Origin of the sequence: Rhodococcus sp. HM1 (assembly GCF_023218075.1) — a bacterium.
GTDB lineage: Bacteria > Actinomycetota > Actinomycetes > Mycobacteriales > Mycobacteriaceae > Rhodococcus.
The window spans coordinates 1-15,208 of the sequence record NZ_JALPTB010000073.1 but is presented as its reverse complement, the minus strand read 5'-3'; the positions used below and the strand labels follow the sequence as shown (position 1 = coordinate 15,208).

Genomic DNA, 15,208 nt, shown 5'->3' with positions numbered 1-15,208 from the left:
GGCCGCCTCAGCGGCTGACGGCCTTCTGGTAGCGGTGGATCGCCAAGGGCACGAACACGATCAACATCAGGGCCGTCCACAGCAGTGAGGCCAGGATCGGGTTCTGCAACGGCCACACGTCGGGCGTCGGCATCATCGGGTTCGTGTTCCCGAACAGCTCACGCACCGCCTGCGTCAGCGCGGACATCGGATTCCACTCTGCGATCGTGCGTAACAGCGGCGGCATCGACGACGGGTCGACGAAGGTGTTGGCGATGAACGACAACGGGAAGATCACCATGAAACTCGCGTTGTTGAACACCTCCGGCGTGCGGATCCACATACCGATGACCGCCATGACCCACGACAACGCGTAGGCGAACAGCAACAGCAGCAGATATCCGGCCGCGGCCTCGCCCAGTGACGTGTTGATGCGCCAGCCCACCACGAGACCGGTCAACGACATCACGACCAGGCTCACCACGTTGATGAGCACGTCGGTCGTGGTCCGGCCGATGAGCACGGCGGACGGAGCCATCGGCAGGGAGCGGAACCGGTCGATGATGCCCTTCTGCAGGTCCTCGACCATTCCCAGACCGGTCCATGTGGACCCGAAGATCACGGTCTGCGTGAAGATGCCCGCGATGAGGAATTCCCGGTACGACATGCCCGGGATCTCGATGGCGCTGCCGAACACGTACGCGAACAGCAACACGAACATGATCGGCGAGAGGATCGTGAACACGATCAGGTCGGGCACACGCTTGATCTTGATGACGTTGCGTTTGGCGATGGTGAGGCCGTCGGACGCGACCATCTGCACCGAGTTCACCGCGCCACCTCCTTCTCGTCCTCGGCCTCGTGGCCGGTCAGCGTGAGAAACACGTCGTCGAGCGTCGGTTTGCGCAACGCCACATCCACGACACGCACCTCCGCAGCGGACAGCTTGCCCAGCGCGGCGACGAGGGCTTCGGCGCCGCCGCCGTCGGACGACCCGATCGGCACCGTGAGCGTTCCCGCGCCACCGTCGACCTGGATCTCACCGGCCGCGACGGACGCAAGTTCCCGCACGGCGACCTCGCGGTCCGCCTGGTCGGGGATCCCCAGTTCGATGCGCTCGCTGCCCACGAGACTCTTGAGTTCGTCGGCTGTCCCCTCGGCGATCACCCTGCCGTGGTCGATCACGGCGATCTCGTCGGCGAGCCGTTCCGCTTCCTCCATGTACTGCGTGGTGAGCAGCAGCGTCGTGCCGCGCGCCACCAGCTGTTCGATCACCTCCCACAGCCCGAGCCGAGCGCGGGGATCTAGACCCGTGGTGGGCTCGTCGAGGAACAGCACCGGGGGTTCTGCGACGAGGGCACCCGCGAGGTCGAGGCGTCGGCGCATGCCTCCGGAATATCCCTTGACGGGGCGGTCGCCCGCCTCCACGAGATCGAAGCGTTCGAGCAGTTCACGGGCACGTTCCCGGCTACGTCTGGCGCCGAGGTGGTAGAGCCGGCCCACCATCTCCAGATTCTCGAATCCGGTCAGGTACTCGTCGACCGCCGCGTACTGGCCGGACGCCCCGATATGCGAGCGCAGGGTGCGGGCGTCGGCGACGACGTCGTAGCCGGCGACCTGGGCACGACCGGAGTCCGGCACCAGCAGCGTGGTCAGCACCCGCACGGTGGTGGTCTTGCCCGCGCCGTTCGGTCCGAGCAGCGCGGTCACCGTGCCCTCGGGGACCCGGAGGTCGACGCCGTCGAGCGCGGTGACCTTCCCGTATGTCTTGATCAATCCTTCTGCGACTATGGCATCGACCATCGGCCCTCCCCTGACCGTCGTGTGCCGCCCAGTCTGCCCGACGACACCGACAAGTCGCGACCGATTTTCTGCGCGGGCGCCGCTCAGCCGTCCGCGAGCTTCGCCTGGAACCTGCGCATCCCGGAGATCCAGCGGTCGTAGTCGGCACCCTTGTAGCGGTACATGTCGAGCACTTCGGGATGCGGCAGGATCAGGAAGTGCTCCTCCGCGATCGCGGCGAGGACGACCTCCGCCACCTCGGAGGGCTCGAGGACCTTCCCCGCGGAGGTGACGGCGCGGGTCGCCATGTCGCCGAGCCCGGTCCCGGACCGCTCCCCTTCCCGCAACAACGCGGTCTCGACTCCCATCGGACACAGGCACGACACACGAATTCCCTTGTCGCCGTATGTAACCGACAGCCACTCCGCAAATCCGACGGCGGCGTGCTTGGTCACCGAATAGGTGGCCGATCCGATCTGCGTCAGCAGGCCGGCTGCGGATGCGGTGGACACGAAATAGCCCTCGCCGCGGTCGAGCCATCTCGGCACGAGCAACTGTGCGGCGCGCACGTGGGCGCGGATGTTCACGTCGAACGCGCGGTCCCACACGGATTCGTCGGCGTCGAGACCGGGCGCGCCGGTGATCCCGGCGTTCGCGAAATACAGTGCCACCGGACCCAATTCGCGCTCCGCACGGTCGAGGAGGTCGCGGATCTCGCCGTTGTCGGCCACGTCGGCCCGCACACCCAGTGCCGAACCCTTCCCGGTGGGGTCGAGTTCGGACGCGACCCGATGCACGGCATCGCCGTCTAGGTCCGCGAGGAGAACCTTCGCCCCCGCCGCGACGAGACTTCCCGCGATCGCGGCACCGATGCCGCCTCCCGCCCCGGTGACGACCGCAACTTTGCCCTCGACCTGCACATTGACCCCTTCACGACGATGTTCGTCCCTGCCCAACGGACGAACGTACCTGAACCCCACGGGCTGGGAGCGTCACCGCGCGACCGGGGAGGTCCGACGGCGGGGCAGAGCCAATTCGCGCAGACGCACCCAGTCCAGGGCGGGTGCGGCCAGACGGACCCCCGGCCGGTTCCGGGGAACCCGCACGCGCAGGGCACCCGGGGTGATCGTGCACCGGACCGGTGTGGGCAGTCGCAGGGCCTCACCGTCGACGCCGACCGGGATGTCGGGGGTGTCGGCGTCGACGACCACCTCGGTGGCGGTGCGCTGCACGAGTCCTCGGCTGCGCGCCCGATTGAGCAGACCGACCGCCTGCCGGGCGCTGGACACCGAGATCGCCACGACTCCGAGCCGGCCCCGGTCCAGCCTGGTGCGCCGGCCCATCCCGGCCAGATCGTCGGTGGTGTACGGGCCGTTGCTGACCAGGATCGCCTGGGGACCGTCCACGAGTTCCCCGTCGATGCGGGCGCGCAGGCGAGCCCTGCCGTCACCGGCGAGCAGATCCGGCAGCATGTCCAGCACGGTCCCGGTCTTGTCGTCTCGATAGTTCGGGCTCTGCACGATGTCGGCATACACCCCGAACGACGCGTTGTTGACGAACGTGCGGCCGTTGATGTCGCCGAGATCGACACGCAGTTCGACGCCGTCGCGCAGTGCGTCGAGGCCGGCGGCGGGGTCGTCGCGATCCAGACCGAGATCGAGTGCGAAATGGTTGCGGGTCCCGGCGCTGATCACCAGGAACGGAATATCGTGCGCTGCGGCGATACCCGCCACGAGTGCCTGGGTGCCGTCACCGCCGGCGACCCCCAGCAGATCGGCTCCGCGTGCGACGGCCTCGAGCGCCAGCGCCTCGACGTCGATGGGTTCGGGTCCGTCGAGCAACGCCACCGTGGCGCCCAGCGCCTCGGCCTTGCGCTGCAGATCGAACTTCACCACCTTCCCGCCGCCGGAACGCGGATTCATCACCAGGAACGGCTTCTCCACCGGCGCTGCAGGATATTCGGGCTGCCCGGTCTCGTCGTGGTGGATGCGCAGCGCTGCACGCGCGCACACGAGGGCGAGTGCCACGAAAACCCCTGCGACGACCACGACCCACAGGTGTCTCTGGTGGATGTACAGCGCCAGCACCGCGATCGGCACGACGACGGCGAGAACGAGCGCCGCCGCCCTCACCGCTCCACGCCGGGACAGGAACCAATAGATCGCCGCGAGGGTGATCGCGACCCCGGCGATTCCCACGACCACGAGCAGTACCGCACCGCCCACACCCGCCTCGGCGATCGGCAGGACGATCGCGACGAGCACACAGAGCGCCGCGGCGCGCGCCCACCAGCGTGCCGCGCCCGGAATTTCGTCGACGACGGCGGACACGATCGGTCACCCGCTCGGTGCGTCTGCGTCGACGTCCGCCGCTGCGTCGCGACCGGACTGTTCCTGCCACATCCGCACCGGACGCACGAACACTTCGAGCACCAGCAGCGCGAGGAGCACACCGATCACGATCCACACGACCACCATGCCCGTGGGGTACCGCCAGAACATCAGCAGCACCGCACCGATCGCAACGATCGCCACCCGCAACGGAACTCGGGCCCGAGCCACCCACAGTTCGACTTCGTTGGGCGGGCGTGTGCGACGTGCTCGCTGCAGGGTGTCCAGTCCGCGACCGAATCCGCGGCGCACCGCGGTGGCAGAGGCCGAACCACCGGTCAGGTACGCGGCCACCGCGATCACCAGGCCGAGGACGGCGACACCGCGCAGTGCGGCCCGGAGCGGCACGAGCACCGTGTCGATGAGTGTGGAGGCGGCGTCGGGAGACAGGACGTCCGGAGGAATCTGGTCGAGATATATTGCGCGCCCGATGATCAGACCGACGGCGAGCACGAACATCCCGATCGCCAGGGCGACGCCCACGAACGCGAGGGCGCGTAGGCGGCGGCCCGTCGGTGCGACCACCACTGCGGCCACGGCCGCTGCGATCGTGACCCACGGCAGGATGTCGGCTGCCTTGTCCAGCGCGGACACCGCGCGTTGCGCACGAACGAGATCCGGTGACTGGAAGAGGACGAACTGCTTGTCGATCGTGGGGATCTTCTCCGCGAACGTGAAGCCCCGATCGATCAGGCGTGCCTTGACGTTGTCGATGACCGTCCCCAGCGAGATGCTGACGGTGCCGGACTCGTCCACCGTCACGGACGACGGCCCGACATCGCCCGTCACGACCGCGACCAGCCCGTTGTGGGCGGCCCGGTTCGCTTGGATCCACAGGTCGTCGAACTGATCGCTGCGCACCAGCGACAACACCGTTTCGTTGACGAAACTGCGTGCCTGTCCGGCGATCACCGGCGCCAGCCCGTCGATCGCGCGATCGAGACGCGGCGCGTTCTCGGCTGCCGGCACCAGGTCGGTGAGTGCCGACAGGGCGTCCGCCGTGAGCTGCTGGACGTCGACCCGGTCGAAGATCTCGTCGGTGACGGAGTTGGCGATCTGATTCTGGATCGCCGGATCCGACGCCAACGGGGCGACAGTGGTGACGTACCGGTCGGTATCGAGAACCTCGCCGCGCACGAAACGTGCTGTCACCGTGGCGATCGACAGGACTCCGACCAGGACGGTCAGGATCGCCACCGCCGTCCATCGCAGCGCATGGCGAGGCTTCCGCTCCGGGGGCGCGCCCGCGGCGGGAACCTCCGCGGCCTTCGACCGTAGGGTCGCGACCTCGGCGCGCAGTCGCTCCAGTTCGGCCCGCTCGCCCGAGGCGAGCGGGCCGTCCGGGACCCCCGATCCGGTCGGGCCGATACCCGATGTCATCGTCGTGTGTCTAGTAGTAATCGACTCGGGGGTTCCACGTCGACACGGCCCAGATCACCACGATGTTCAGCGCGATGATCAGGATCGACCACCACGGGTAGTACGGCAGCCACAGGAAGTTCGCGATGATCGACAATGCCGCGATGATGACTGCGGTGACCCGCGCCCACGTCTGGCCCGCCATCAGCGCGATCCCCACGAGGATCATGAGGACGCCGAGAACGATGTGGATCCAGCCCCAGCTGGTGAAATCGAGCTTGTACATGTATTCGACACCACGAACGAACACTTCGTCCTCGGCGACGGCGGCGATTCCCTGGAAGAGGGAGATGATGCCGAGGGTCACGAGGATCACCGCGGCTCCAATGGAGGTGCCCGCAGCGATTCCCTGCTTCACGCTGCCGGCCTCCGGATTGACACGCACATCTTCGGACATGGGAGTCCCTTTCACGAGGTGAGTGGTATCGGTAGTATGCGCGCGGTTCGCATTCTCGGCACGAGTTTGAAGATCAACTCCCGAACTCGTCTCCCGACCGACGCGCGGTGCCGACGATCCCGGAATTGCACCGGCCCCCACGGGATACCGACGAGATCCCGCCTGCCAGCGGAAACAGGGCCGGAGACCGGCGCGGAGAGCTATCGTCGAGGGGGTCGAAACGCTGTACCCGTCCTCACGAAAAGAGACCACCGTGACCGGTACCGAAGTCGACGAGATGGGGCCCATCGACTATCTCGTCATCGAATTTCCCGCCGACCGGCCTCCGGACGGCTCCGCCCTGCCCCTGCTGATCGACCTCGTCGAGCGCGGCATCATTCGCGTGCTGGACCTCGAGTTCGTCCAGAAGGGCGCCGACGGTTCCGTGTCCGGGATCGACATCACCGACGTCGGGCTCCAAGGAGACTTCGACGTGACACTGTTCGCCGAAGCGTACTCCGGGCTGCTCGACGAAACCGACCTCGCCGAGGCCGGTGAGGCGCTGGAACCGGGGTGCTCGGCGGCCGTCCTGATCTACGAGAACACCTGGGCCGCACCGTTGGCGGCAAAGTTGCGCCACAACGGGGCTCAGCTCGTCGCCTCGGGACGGGTGCCGGTGCAGGGCATCCTGGCATCACTCGACGCGCTCGAAGCCAAGAGCTGACCGAGTTCCAGGGCCGACAGGAACCGTACATCCAGAGAAAGGTTGAACCATGCCCGGATTGCTCCGCGGCGTCGCCCGGACCGCCGTGATCGCGGGAACCGCGACGTCCGTGTCGAATCGTGTCTCGCGCCGGCAAGGTCAGCGCTGGGCTCGGCAGGAACAGGAAGAGTACGCCCGTGCGCAGCAACAGCAAGCTGCACCTCCGCCGCCACCTCCACCCCAGTCCTCGGGTGGCGTCGACCGGCTCGAGGCGCTGAAACAACTCGGCGAGCTGAAGGCCCAGGGTGTGCTCACCGAGGCCGAGTTCGAAGCCGAGAAGGCCCGAATCCTCGCCGGCTGACTCGTCGTGCGCTCCCCCTCTTTTCCGAGCGAACGGTACGTTCCGTCGATCTACGGAACCGAACGGTACGTTCGCTCGGAAAATGAGGGGGTTGTGCGCTCGGGGGAAACATTCGGAAGGTGAGCGCGCCGGGTTCGGCTGGCCGACCCGTCAGCTCGTGGCCGTCTTACCCAGTGCGTGCGCCTTGAGCTGCTGGAACTCCGCCTCGGTGATCACTCCCGAGTCCAGGAGCGACTTGGCCTCCGAAATACTTTCGGCGGGTGACTTTCCCGCGACCTCCCTGATGTACTGATCGGTGGCCTGCTTGGCTTCGACCTGCGCTGCACGCGCACGCTCGGCCATGCCCCGGCCCCGGACGATCAGATAGATGAACGCGCTCAGGTACGGGAACAGCACCAGCACGATCACCCACACCGCCTTGACCCAGCCGGAGACGGTGTGATCCCGGAACAGGTCGACCAGGATCTGGAACAGCACGATCAGGTACGCCACGAAGGCGAACACTACGATCGTGTACCACACGTAATCCCAAAACGAATCCATGACGTGCACCTTTCCGAGTGCGCAGGGCGAACGAATCCTCCAGCGGAGGATTCTCCGGATATCTTGCTCCCGCGCGCAGCGGAATTCCGTGCAGTTCGCCAAAATTGGCGGTCGAGTCTTCTCAGATTCCCGCCCGGGCACTCACCCTGCCCGCGTCGATCGCAGCGAGGAGCAGCTTTCTGTCGTTCTTGTTGCGCTGGGAATACAGCTCCGCGAATTCTGCGATCGCCTCGTCGAACTCCGTGCCGGGGCCGAGGTAGGTGGCGATCGCGACGCGGTCGCTCGACCGCGCGTGCCCGTAGGCGAGCACCCGGCCGCACAACCTGCCGTACAACGCCATTCCCGTCGGGGTCATCGCCTCGATGACCGCCGAGCCCTTGCCGTCGCGGAGTTGCCGGATGTAGAAGTCGCGCTGCACTCCGTCCGCGCCCACGCCCGCCTGCCAGCCGAGGAAGATGTCGCTCGCGGCCTGCATGAGCCGCTGACCGTTGACGACGCGTTCACCTTCGTTCTCGAAGGTCGGGCCGTCGACATAGTCTGCGAGCACCGATCGCTGGGCTTCCTTGGCCTGCAGAAACAACGGGTCATCGTCGTCCCGGCCGCGGAGCAGCATGATCCAGGCGCGGGTGCCGACACTGCCGACGCCGACCACCTTGCGGGCGGCCTGCACGAATTCGAACTGCTCGAGCAGGACGCGACGGTCCCACTGCAGGGTCGACCGATAGGACCGGAGGCGTTCGTGCAGCTCTTTGTAGATCAATTCGGTGTCGAGGTCGGCGAAGACCTCCTCGATCGGGACGATGAGCGGTGGCGCGCTGATGATCCGGCGTTTGCCGTCGACGATCGTCGTGAGTTTTCCGAGCGCCTGCACGCTGTCGCGGGTCATCGATTTCTCGATGAGTTTGCGGGTGCGCTTCTTCATCGTCGAATCGAGTTCGTCACGCAGTTCCACGAGTTCGGTGGACGGCTCGACGTGCGCGTACCAGACCGCGAGGTTCCCTCGCTCGGCCTGGGCGAGCATCGTCTCGCGGTATTCCGCGACGCACGCCCGGGTGATCCGTTTGCGGTCCTTACCGGTGAACCCGTTGTCGCGGGCCGCGACCGCGAGGCTCGCGACAAGCCGTTTGACGTCCCATTCGAACGGACCCGGATAGGTCTCGTCGAAGTCGTTGACGTCGAACGCGAGTTTCCGTTCGGGTGTGGCATAGAGCCCGAAGTTGCTCAGGTGCGCGTCCCCGCACAACTGGCAGTGCAGTCCGCTGTTCGGGGTGCGCGACAGATCGTCCGCCATCACCAGGGCCGCGCCGCGGTAGAACGCGAACGGGGAACTGGACATCCGCCCGTACCGGACCGGGACCAGTTGCGGTATCCGGGTCGCCGCCTGCCGCTGGAGCAACGCCATGGGATCGCGCGCCTCGTCGGGTGAGACCTCGGCGAGTGCGGCGATCGGGGTGGCGCGCCGCGCCGCGAGACCGGTCTCGACGCGCTCCTCGTGTGTGGGGTGATGGACGACGTGCCCGTTCGTTTGCGTCATGGCTGATCCTCCGAGCGGCCGAGCCGTTCGTTCCGGTCCACTCGGCCGGGCGTCCGGCAATCGGAATGCGGGTGCCGGCACCGCCGCCGACGTCCTTTACGGTATCCCGCTCGCGGCGCCGCAGCCCGGTGAACGACGCACCGATCGGCACAACCGCTCGGCAGAAGAGATCAGCCGGTCACCCGTGCAGCGTTGCCCGCGTCGACGGGCAGAACGGTGCCGCTGATGTGTGCGGCGGCCTCGGCGGCGAAGAACAGCACGACCCGGGTGATCTCCTCGGGATCGAGCCACGGCACCGGCTGTGCGTGCAGGGACGTGAACACCGGGGCCACATCCTCGGCGGTCGGTTTCTCGAGGTCGGGGCGCAGCATGCCGTACAGGAAGTCGTTGTGGATCATCGGGGTCGAGATGTTGCCGGGAGCAACGGCATTGACGGTGATCCCGTGCTGCGCGAGGTCGAGGGCAGCACTCTTCGTCAGGCCGATGACACCCCACTTGGAGGCGCTGTAGGCCGCCATGTTCGTGTTACCGGCCCGGCCGAGCATCGAGGAGATCGTCACGATCCGGCCGTAGCCGCGCTCGATCATCCCGGGTGCGACCGCTCCGATGGTGTTGAACACGCCCGTGAGGTTCGACGAGATCGCCTCGTCCCACATGTTCTGCGGCATCACCTGTACAGGCGCCGCGACGGAGACCCCGGCGTTGGCGACCGCGATGTCGACGCGGCCGAATTCGTCGGTGGCGCGAGCGACGAGCTTGTCGAGGGCGCCGCGGTCGGCAGTGTCGAGCTTCTCGGCGATGACGCGCCGGCCGGTGGCCTCGACCAGCCGCACGGTTTCCGCGAGGTCGTCGTCGGTCGCCAGCGGGTAGAACACCGCGTCGCTGTTCTCGCAGCGATCGCAGATCACCACGTCGGCGCCGCGCTCGGCGAACGCGACGGCGTGCGAGCGGCCCTGCCCGCGCGCCCCGCCGGTGATCAGCGCGACCTTGCCCTCGAATTCGTTCACGTCCACTCCTGTGCGTCGGCTACCTGACCATCGATACGCGAGTGGGATCGGTCCCACCAGAACCGATCCCACTCACCGAACCGACGGCGAAGCTATCCGCGGGACAGAACGAGCCCCGAGGTCGGTACGCCGGTGCCCGCGGTGACGAGTGCGTTCTCGACGTCGGGTACCTGATTGACCGAGGTGCCGCGGATCTGACGCACCGCCTCGGCGATGCCGTTCATGCCGTGGATGTACGCCTCGCCGAGTTGGCCGCCGTGCGTGTTGAGCGGCAGGTGCCCGCCCAGTTCGATGCCACCGTCCGCGACGAAGTCCCTCGCCTCGCCGGGCTTGCAGAATCCGAGCTCCTCGAGCTGCATGAGCACGTACGGGGTGAAGTGGTCGTAGAGCACCGCCGTCTGCATGTCCTGCGGCGTCAGACCGGACTGCTCCCACAACTGGTTGCCGACGATCCCCATCTCCGGCAGACCCGTCAACCCGTCGCGGTAGTAGCTGGTCATGATGAACTGGTCCTCCGCGCTGCCCTGGGCCGCACCGGCGATCAGCACCGGCGCCTGCTTCAGGTCCTTCGCGCGTTCCGGGCTGGTCACCACGATCGCGACACCGCCGTCCGACTCCTGGCAACAGTCGAGCAGGTGCAGCGGCTCGGCGATCCACCGCGAGTTCTGGTGGTCCTCGAGCGTGATCGGCTTGCCGTAGAAGAACGCGTTCGGGTTGGTGGCGGCGTGCTTGCGGTCCGCGACCGCGACCGCACCGAAGTCGGCGCTGGTCGCGCCGGTGACGTGCATGTACCGCTGCGCGACCATCGCGACGAACGATGCCGGGGTGCTCAGACCGTGCGGGTAGGAGAACGCGTTGTCGGTGCCCGACGAGTTGACCTGCGTGGCCAGCGCCGAGTTGACCTGACCGAAGCGGGCGCCCGAGCGTTCGTTGAACGCGCGGTAGGCGACGACGACGTCGGCGACACCGGTGGCCACCGCCATCGCGGCCTGCTGCACCGTCGCGCACGCGGCGCCGCCGCCGTAATGGATGCGCGAGAAGAACTTCAGGCTCGGGATCCCCACCGACCGCGCGACCGCGACCTCGGTGTTGGTGTCCATCGTGAACGAGGTGAGGCCGTCGACGTCCTCGGGGCGCAGCCCGGCGTCGTCGAGGGCGGCACGCACCGCTTCGGCGGCGAGGCGCAGCTCGCTGCGGCCGGAGTCCTTGGAGAAGTCGGTGGCGCCGATGCCGACGATGGCGGCGCGGCGGGACAGCCCGCTCATGCGGTACCTCCGATCACGAGGGCGGCCTTGGCGTTGATGTGGTTACCGAGGCTGTTGCTGCCCACGATGTCCAGAGTGATCAGGCCGTCGTCGACGGACGCGACGGTGCCCGTCAGGTTCAGCGTGTCGTACGCGTACCAGGGCACCCCGAGCCGCAGCGAGATCGACTTGATCACGGCGCGGGGACCGGCCCAGTCGGTGACGTAACGCTGCACCAGGCCGGTGTCGGTGAGGATGTTGACGAAGATGTCCTTCGAACCCTTTTTCCGGGCGAGGTCACGGTCGTGGTGGACATCCTGGAAGTCCCGGGTGGCCAGCGCGCTCGACACGATGAAGGTCGGGTCGCCGTAGACGGACAGCGCGGGCAGGGTCTCGCCCACGGTCACGGTCGCGGTGTTCATGCGGTCTCCTGACGGGGGGTCCAGGCGTAGAGCGTCCACGGTGCGCCGCCGGTCTCGTCGTCGCCCGGGAAGTCGAGGTAGGTCACCTCGACGGGCATGCCGATGTGCACGTCGGCGGGATCGACACCACGCAACTCACCGAGCATGCGGATACTTCCCTCGTCGCTGCGCTCGCCCCCGCTGCCCTCCTCCAGCTCGACCAGCGCCACGACAAACGGCAGCGACCGGCCCGGCACCTTCGGTGCGTGGTGCACGACGTAGCTGAAGACGGTGCCGCGACCGGATGCCACGACGTAGTCGGTGGTTTCGGTCTTGTCGAGCCACAGCGCGGGAACCGGGGGATGCTGCAGGGACCCGTCCGGCCGGCGCTGGATGCGCAGCTCGTGCGCGGCGACTCCGTCCCAGAAGAACTGCGAGTCCGGCGACGCGGAGGGACGCAGCAGCCGGGTCGGGTCGAGGTCCTCCGGCACCGCCGGTGCGGCCGCGGCCGCAGGCGCTTCCTTGGCGGGTGGCGCGAATTTCAGGATGCGGAACAGCATTTCGGCGACGATCTCGTCGCCGACCTTCCAGATGTTGCGGGTCGTGAAGAACCAGCCCTCGCCGAGACCGGTCTTCTTCGGGCCCACCACGTCCTCGAGGGTGGACTCGATCGTGACCTCTTCACCGGGCCGCAGGTAGCGGTGGTAGATCTGGTCGCAGTTCGTCGCGACCACGGAGGTGTAGCCGGCCTCGTCGAGGATGTTGGTCATCCGGCCGAGCGGATCGTCCTCCTCGCGCTTGGCGCCGAGTCCGCGCATCGTCCACACCTGGGCCATCGCCGGCGGTGCGACCAGCCCGCCGTGCCCGGCCGCGACCGCGGCGTCGGGGTCGGTGTAGATCGGGTTCTCGTCGCCGATCGCCTCGAGCCAGTTGCGGATCATCGGCATGTTCACCGGGTCGCGTCCGGCGCGGGGCTTCGACGGCCCGTCACTGCGAACCCGTTCCGCGGCGGCGAGGATCTCCTCGGGTGTCGTCATCGAAATCCCTTCCCTCACCGCGGAACCCGGGGCATGCCCAGGCCCGCAGTCGCGATCAGTTCGCGCATCACCTCATTGACACCACCACCGAAGGTGATGACGAGGTTCCGCTTGATCTGCATGTCCAGCCAGCTCAGCAGTTCGCCCGTTTCGGGATCGGCGGGATCGCCGTAGCGCCCGACGATCTCCTCGGCGAGCCGGCCGACCCGCTGGATGCGTTCGGTGGCGAACACCTTGGTCGCCGACGCGTCCGCGATGTCCACGGCCTCGGATTCGCTGGCCGCGACCTGCCAGTTGAGCAGTTCGTTGAGGCGGAAGGTCGCGTGGATCTCCCCGAGCGCGCGGCGCACGTCGGGTTCGCCCAGCAGATCGTGCGTCTTCGCCCACGCAGCGACGTGATCGTAGAGTCCGCCGACCTTGCCGGCCGGTCCGAGCATGACGCGCTCGTGGTTGAGCTGGGTGGTGATCAGCTTCCAGCCCTTGTTCTCTTCTCCCACAAGCATGTTCGCCGGGACCCGCACATCGCTGTAGTAGGTCGCGTTGACGTGGTGGGCACCGTCGCACGTGATGATCGGGGTCCAGCTGAAACCCGGATCGGTGGTGTCGACGATGAGGATCGAGATGCCGCGGTGCCGCGAGTCGGCGGGACCGGTACGCACCGCGAGCCAGATGTAGTCGGCGTCGTGGCCGCCGGTGGTGAAGATCTTCTGGCCGTTGACGATATAGGTGTCGCCGTCGCGCACGGCGCTGGTGCGCAGCGCGGCCAGGTCGGTGCCGGCCTCCGGTTCGGAGTAGCCGATCGCGAAGTGCACCTCGCCGGAGAGGATGGCGGGCAGGAACTTCCGCTTCTGCTCCTCGGTGCCGTACACCTGCAGGGTCGGTCCGACGGTCTGCAGCGTCACGCTCGGCAGCGGGACGTCGGCGCGCACCGCTTCGTTCGCGAAGATCTGCTGTTCGATCTCGCCGAACCCGCGGCCGCCGAATTCCTTCGGCCAGCCCACGCCGAGCCAGCCGTCCTTGCCCATGCGGCGGATGACCTCACGGTAGGTGGGGCCGTGCCGCTCCGTGCGCATGATCGCGGCCTCCTCCGGGGAGATGAGATCCGCGAAGTAGGTTCGCAGTTCCGCCTGCAGCGCGCGCTGCTCGTCGGTCAGATCGATGAACACCGGGCCCCCACGAGGTCGAGTCGGTACGAGGCGCCGCCGATCAGGCGCGCCAGATCCTTGGCGGTCGAGGAATAGCGGTGCAGCGGGTAGGTCACGTCGACCCCGATGCCACCGTGCAGGTGGTGCAGCACCCGCATCGCGGGCGGCAGCTCCTCGGCGATCCAGTAGGCGGTGACGTCCAGATCGTCGTCCACCGCCGCCGAACGGGCCCCGTCGTGAGCGACGCGCCAGGTCGACGCGAGCGCCGCGACGTGCAGGGTGCGCGCGGTGACGTAGACGTCGGCGATCTCCTGGGCCACGGCCTGGAAGGTCGCGAGCGGCTTGCCGAACTGATGGCGCGTGCTCAGGTGTTCGGCGGTCAATGCCGTTGCCCCGTCGAGCAGTCCGTCCGCGTATGCACCGATCGACGCGAGTGCGAGGCGGGACAGGACCGCGACGTCGGCGGCCGGATCCGTGCCGTCACCGAGGAGTGTGCCGACCGCGCCGTCGAACCGCACCGAGAACTCGGGGCTCCCCGCGGCGGAGGGGCTCGCGGTCGCGGTGACACCGTCGGCGCTCGCGTCGACGGCGACGACACCGGCGTCGGTGGGCACCAGGATGTGCCGCGCGGTCGCGGCATACGGGACCGCGACGAAGTAGCCGGTGACCGCGTGGCCGCCGTCCACGGGCACCGCGGTCGCGGCCGGCGCGGCCGGGAACGGCCGGCCCTGCTCGGACAGTGCCGCGGTGAGCACGGCCCCGCCCGGGACGTCGGCGAGCAGCGCGTCCTGCTGCTCGTCGGTGGCCAGCGCGACGACGGGCAGTACCCCGAAGCCGAGCGTGGCCAGGGCCGGGACCGGGGCGGCCTTGCGGCCGATCTCGGTCAGTACCGTCGCGACCTCACCGACACCGAGTCCGGCGCCGCCGAGGCGTTCGGGTAGGGCCAGCGCGAGCAGATCGGCGCCGGCGAGCGCGGACCACAGGTCGTCTGCGGTCAGGTCGCGGGCGAGCAGGTCGACGGCGACTTCCGCCACCGCCTCCTGCGTCTCGTCACGTGCGAAGTCCACAATTCCACCTTCGATTAGAACGTGTGCCACGTTGTAGCACCGCTGAGCGGGTCCGAGCAGTGCAAGTCCCGGTCACCGGGGCAGCCCCAGCAGACGTTCGGCGGCCAGGCTGAGGAGGATCTGTTCGGTGCCGCCGGCGATGGTCAGGCAGCGCGTGTTGAGGAATTCGCGGCTGAGCGGACCCTCGACCCACCCGGCCTCCCCCGCCAGGTCCATCGCC

Annotated in this window: 17 protein-coding genes; 2 read left to right on the top strand and 15 right to left on the bottom strand. The window is 67.9% G+C overall.

Annotated elements, in window-relative coordinates:
* Window positions 1-7: 7 nt before the first annotated feature.
* The 6 genes from M1M07_RS27015 to M1M07_RS26990 form a co-directional block, all read right to left on the bottom strand.
* Window positions 8-811 carry an ABC transporter permease gene (locus M1M07_RS27015; RefSeq protein ID WP_248676158.1) on the bottom strand — a complete coding sequence of 268 codons (804 nt, stop codon included), beginning with the start codon at window positions 809-811 and terminating at the stop codon, window positions 8-10.
* Window positions 808-1,782 (bottom strand): ATP-binding cassette domain-containing protein, encoded by a 975-nt coding sequence (locus M1M07_RS27010; RefSeq protein ID WP_197251662.1) that lies wholly within the window; start codon window positions 1,780-1,782, stop codon window positions 808-810. The genes M1M07_RS27015 and M1M07_RS27010 overlap by 4 nt, the downstream gene beginning before the upstream one ends.
* Before the next feature lie 83 nt (window positions 1,783-1,865).
* Window positions 1,866-2,681 (bottom strand): SDR family oxidoreductase, encoded by an 816-nt coding sequence (locus M1M07_RS27005; protein WP_248676168.1) that lies wholly within the window; start codon window positions 2,679-2,681, stop codon window positions 1,866-1,868.
* Window positions 2,682-2,753: 72 nt separating this feature from the next.
* The gene (locus M1M07_RS27000) at window positions 2,754-4,091 is read right to left on the bottom strand and encodes a diacylglycerol kinase family protein (protein WP_248676157.1); all 1,338 of its coding nucleotides are present in this window, start codon (window positions 4,089-4,091) and stop codon (window positions 2,754-2,756) included.
* 6 nt (window positions 4,092-4,097) lie between these two features.
* Window positions 4,098-5,531: a hypothetical protein gene (locus tag M1M07_RS26995; protein ID WP_197251664.1), complete on the bottom strand. Its 1,434-nt coding sequence runs from the start codon at window positions 5,529-5,531 to the stop codon at window positions 4,098-4,100.
* Window positions 5,532-5,541: 10 nt separating this feature from the next.
* Window positions 5,542-5,967: a hypothetical protein gene (locus M1M07_RS26990; protein ID WP_197251665.1), complete on the bottom strand. Its 426-nt coding sequence runs from the start codon at window positions 5,965-5,967 to the stop codon at window positions 5,542-5,544.
* Between the two features lie 253 nt (window positions 5,968-6,220).
* Between M1M07_RS26990 and M1M07_RS26985 the strand changes: the two genes are divergently transcribed.
* Entirely contained in the window at window positions 6,221-6,670 is a 450-nt protein-coding gene (locus tag M1M07_RS26985) for a DUF6325 family protein (protein ID WP_197251666.1), read from the top strand.
* A 49-nt stretch (window positions 6,671-6,719) separates the two neighbouring features.
* Window positions 6,720-7,010, top strand: coding sequence for an SHOCT domain-containing protein (locus tag M1M07_RS26980; RefSeq protein ID WP_197251667.1), 291 nt, complete (start codon window positions 6,720-6,722; stop codon window positions 7,008-7,010).
* A gap of 150 nt (window positions 7,011-7,160) precedes the next feature.
* Here M1M07_RS26980 and M1M07_RS26975 read toward each other — a convergent pair whose 3' ends face one another.
* The 9 genes from M1M07_RS26975 to M1M07_RS26935 all read right to left on the bottom strand — a co-directional run.
* Complete coding sequence (locus M1M07_RS26975) at window positions 7,161-7,553, bottom strand: SHOCT domain-containing protein (RefSeq protein ID WP_248676156.1); 393 nt, start codon at window positions 7,551-7,553, stop codon at window positions 7,161-7,163.
* 121 nt (window positions 7,554-7,674) lie between these two features.
* Window positions 7,675-9,087 (bottom strand): DUF2252 domain-containing protein, encoded by a 1,413-nt coding sequence (locus tag M1M07_RS26970; RefSeq protein ID WP_197251669.1) that lies wholly within the window; start codon window positions 9,085-9,087, stop codon window positions 7,675-7,677.
* A 170-nt stretch (window positions 9,088-9,257) separates the two neighbouring features.
* On the bottom strand, window positions 9,258-10,094 hold the full coding sequence (locus M1M07_RS26965) for a mycofactocin-coupled SDR family oxidoreductase (protein ID WP_197251670.1): 837 nt from the start codon (window positions 10,092-10,094) through the stop codon (window positions 9,258-9,260).
* Between the two features lie 92 nt (window positions 10,095-10,186).
* On the bottom strand, window positions 10,187-11,359 hold the full coding sequence (locus tag M1M07_RS26960; RefSeq protein ID WP_248676155.1) for a lipid-transfer protein: 1,173 nt from the start codon (window positions 11,357-11,359) through the stop codon (window positions 10,187-10,189).
* Window positions 11,356-11,760: a MaoC family dehydratase gene (locus tag M1M07_RS26955; protein ID WP_248676154.1), complete on the bottom strand. Its 405-nt coding sequence runs from the start codon at window positions 11,758-11,760 to the stop codon at window positions 11,356-11,358. Before M1M07_RS26955 ends, M1M07_RS26960 begins: the two co-directional genes overlap by 4 nt.
* Window positions 11,757-12,776: a bifunctional MaoC family dehydratase N-terminal/OB-fold nucleic acid binding domain-containing protein gene (locus M1M07_RS26950; RefSeq protein ID WP_248676153.1), complete on the bottom strand. Its 1,020-nt coding sequence runs from the start codon at window positions 12,774-12,776 to the stop codon at window positions 11,757-11,759. Before M1M07_RS26950 ends, M1M07_RS26955 begins: the two co-directional genes overlap by 4 nt.
* A gap of 14 nt (window positions 12,777-12,790) precedes the next feature.
* Complete coding sequence (locus M1M07_RS26945) at window positions 12,791-13,942, bottom strand: acyl-CoA dehydrogenase family protein (RefSeq protein WP_248676152.1); 1,152 nt, start codon at window positions 13,940-13,942, stop codon at window positions 12,791-12,793.
* Complete coding sequence (locus M1M07_RS26940; RefSeq protein ID WP_248676151.1) at window positions 13,927-14,988, bottom strand: acyl-CoA dehydrogenase family protein; 1,062 nt, start codon at window positions 14,986-14,988, stop codon at window positions 13,927-13,929. The genes M1M07_RS26945 and M1M07_RS26940 overlap by 16 nt, the downstream gene beginning before the upstream one ends.
* A 72-nt stretch (window positions 14,989-15,060) precedes the next feature.
* Window positions 15,061-15,208 (bottom strand): acyl-CoA dehydrogenase family protein (locus tag M1M07_RS26935; RefSeq protein WP_248676167.1); only part of this gene is annotated, 148 nt, incomplete at its 5' end.

Coding starts and splice junctions, on each gene's coding strand:
- M1M07_RS26970 (WP_197251669.1), bottom strand. CDS start 9,087: ATGACGCAAACGAACGGGCACGTCGTCCATCACCCCACACACGAGGAG.
- M1M07_RS26955 (WP_248676154.1), bottom strand. CDS start 11,760: ATGAACACCGCGACCGTGACCGTGGGCGAGACCCTGCCCGCGCTGTCC.
- M1M07_RS26990 (WP_197251665.1), bottom strand. CDS start 5,967: ATGTCCGAAGATGTGCGTGTCAATCCGGAGGCCGGCAGCGTGAAGCAG.
- M1M07_RS26950 (WP_248676153.1), bottom strand. CDS start 12,776: ATGACGACACCCGAGGAGATCCTCGCCGCCGCGGAACGGGTTCGCAGT.
- M1M07_RS27010 (WP_197251662.1), bottom strand. CDS start 1,782: ATGGTCGATGCCATAGTCGCAGAAGGATTGATCAAGACATACGGGAAG.
- M1M07_RS26995 (WP_197251664.1), bottom strand. CDS start 5,531: ATGACATCGGGTATCGGCCCGACCGGATCGGGGGTCCCGGACGGCCCG.
- M1M07_RS26975 (WP_248676156.1), bottom strand. CDS start 7,553: ATGGATTCGTTTTGGGATTACGTGTGGTACACGATCGTAGTGTTCGCC.
- M1M07_RS26960 (WP_248676155.1), bottom strand. CDS start 11,359: ATGAGCGGGCTGTCCCGCCGCGCCGCCATCGTCGGCATCGGCGCCACC.
- M1M07_RS26980 (WP_197251667.1), top strand. CDS start 6,720: ATGCCCGGATTGCTCCGCGGCGTCGCCCGGACCGCCGTGATCGCGGGA.